This is a genomic window from Pseudomonas sp. RL_5y_Pfl2_73 (assembly GCF_963970515.1).
Taxonomy (GTDB): Bacteria; Pseudomonadota; Gammaproteobacteria; order Pseudomonadales; family Pseudomonadaceae; genus Aquipseudomonas.
The window spans coordinates 1-2,226 of the sequence record NZ_CAXAPD010000091.1 but is presented as its reverse complement, the minus strand read 5'-3'; the positions used below and the strand labels follow the sequence as shown (position 1 = coordinate 2,226).

General features: G+C 65.8%; 1 protein-coding gene. It reads right to left on the bottom strand.

Features of this window, described 5'->3' with window-relative positions; translation table 11 throughout:
- The coding region (locus AACY42_RS28270) for a type VI secretion system Vgr family protein (RefSeq protein WP_339483793.1) at positions 1 to 2,226 on the bottom strand (2,226 nt) is incomplete at both ends.

Here is a 2,226-nt window from a genome sequence, read left to right as displayed (position 1 = left end):
GGTCTTTACTGAAAAGCACTTTGGCCGGACCTGGCGCAACGCCGGCCACTGCTGCAAAGCCATTCGCATCCAGCGTCCCCTTGATGACCTTGCCCAAGGCATCCTCAACCTTGTACTCGCCTCCCTTGAAGGAAATCCCGTTGGCGTATTGTTGAAGCAGTTCCAAATTCCCTTTCCCCGCCTTGGGCTCCTCCGGAAACGCCGCCGCCTGGCTCTTCGCTCCCTTGTAAATGAAGTCCGTGGCGTGCGCCGTGTACAACCCACGGGTGGCATGAGTAATCCCACCCGCGTTATAGGTGGTGCTACTCCCCGCCGCCTGAATCACGATCTCTTCCTTGGCACTCAAGGTGATGCGCTCAGCCGTCACGGTGACCTTAAGTTTGGCCAACAGGTTGATGTTGTCTTTCAGCGCCCGGATGTCGATATCGCCGGAGGCCGCCACCAGCCGCCAGCCCAGGCTCTGCACGAAGGTGCGCACACCACGGCTGGCGCTGAGCAGCAGGCGTTTGCCAATGGCCAGGCTGGTGTGGCCGCCGCTGCTCAGGGCCAGGTGTTCGCCGCTGGCGATGTGGGTCGATTGCGGGGTGCTGCTGGCGATGCCGGCCGGGCTGTGCAGCACCAGATGGGGGTCGGCCAGTTCGGGGTATTGGTTGGCGCTGGGGTTGCCGCCGGTGCCACGGATGGTGCTGTGTTGGGCCTTGAGTGCGTCGGCGACTTCGCCCTGGTCGCCGCTTTCCTGGGCCAGGTGATCGCGGGCTTCGCTGGCGAAGGTGGCGTGGTGTTGGCGGGCGGTGTCGAGTTGTTCGGCGGTTTCCGGCAGGTCGGTGTGGTGTTCGGCGGCGCGGGGACGCAGTTGGGTGGTGAGCAGCAGGCCGCCGCCGGCGCGCAGTACGCCGTGGGCGTCGGTGCGCAGTTCAAAACCTTCGCCACGCGGCACGCCGCCGCCGGGGCGCGGGTGGGTGAGGTAGCCGAGGGTGAGGGCGCTGGCCTGGTGGTCGCTCATCAGCGCGGCGCTGATTTGCCCGGTGGTGTCGTCCAGGCGCAGTTCGTTGTGGCGTTCGCCGTGCAGTTCTTTGCTGCGGATCGGGCTGAGGGCCTTGAAGTCCGGCAGTTTGTACGGCGAGCGGTTGATGGCGTGGTAGCTGCGGCCGATGATCAGGGGCTGGTCGGGATCACCTTGTACGAAGCCGACCAGCACCTCCTGACCAACCCGGGGCAGGGCGACGTGGCCCCAACCGGCACCGGCCCAGTTGTGGGTGACGCGCACCCAGCAGGAGCTGCGGTCGTCGTCCTGGCCTTCGCGGTCCCAGGGAAATTGCAGGCGCACGCGGCCGTGTTCGTCGCAGTAGATTTCTTCACCGGGCGGGCCGACCACGGTGGCGATCTGCGGGCCTTCAATGCAGGGCTTGGGACGCGGCGGTGCTTGCCACTCGACGCTGTCGGGAATCAGCGTGGCGGTGAAGCTGTAATGGGTGCCCACCTGGCTGCCGGCGGCTTCTTCTTCCATCGCGGTGTGCTGGCGGCCGACATGTTTGATGGCAACGGCGCGCCAGCCGATGTTGAGGTCGTCACGCGGATGCCCGGTCAGATCGAACGCCAGCCCCGGCACCAGGCGCGCATCGTCGCCCGTGACTTCGGCGGTGCGCGCATCACCGCGCAGGCCTTGCAAGCGGGTCTGGGTGAAGGGCTTGCCGGCGTCGTCATGTTTGTACCGGCCGGGATAGTCGTAGCGTTCGTAGTCGGGGCTTTGGTGTTCCAGTTGGCGCGCCTGTTCGTGCTGCTCCAGGTTGTAGCGTGGGTGGGTGAAGGTGTAATCGCGCTGGGTCTGTTGGGCGCTGCGCACCTGCTCGCGGTAGGTGAAACTGTGCAGCGCCGGCTGGGCCTGATCGCCACCAGGGTTGGCCTCGTACACCAGCGGTTCGCCCTCGATCACACCGAAGCTGGCGATATGGTCGGCCTGGATCAGTTGGTGCCCACCCTCGCTGTGCTGGAAGATCGACAGCAGGCCTTCTTCGGCGGCCAGGCGCTGGTAGAAGTCCCAGTCCAGGTCGCCGGCTTGCACGCAGTATTCGCGGGGCAGGTGGGTTTCGGTCAGGTGCTGGGTGCAGGCGCCCCAGCGGCGTTCGGTGCACAACTGCTCGAGGATCTGCGGCACGCTGCGTTGCTGGAAAATACGCCAGTCCGATTGCAGGGTGGCGCGGGCCAGTTGCGGTTCGATCACAGCAC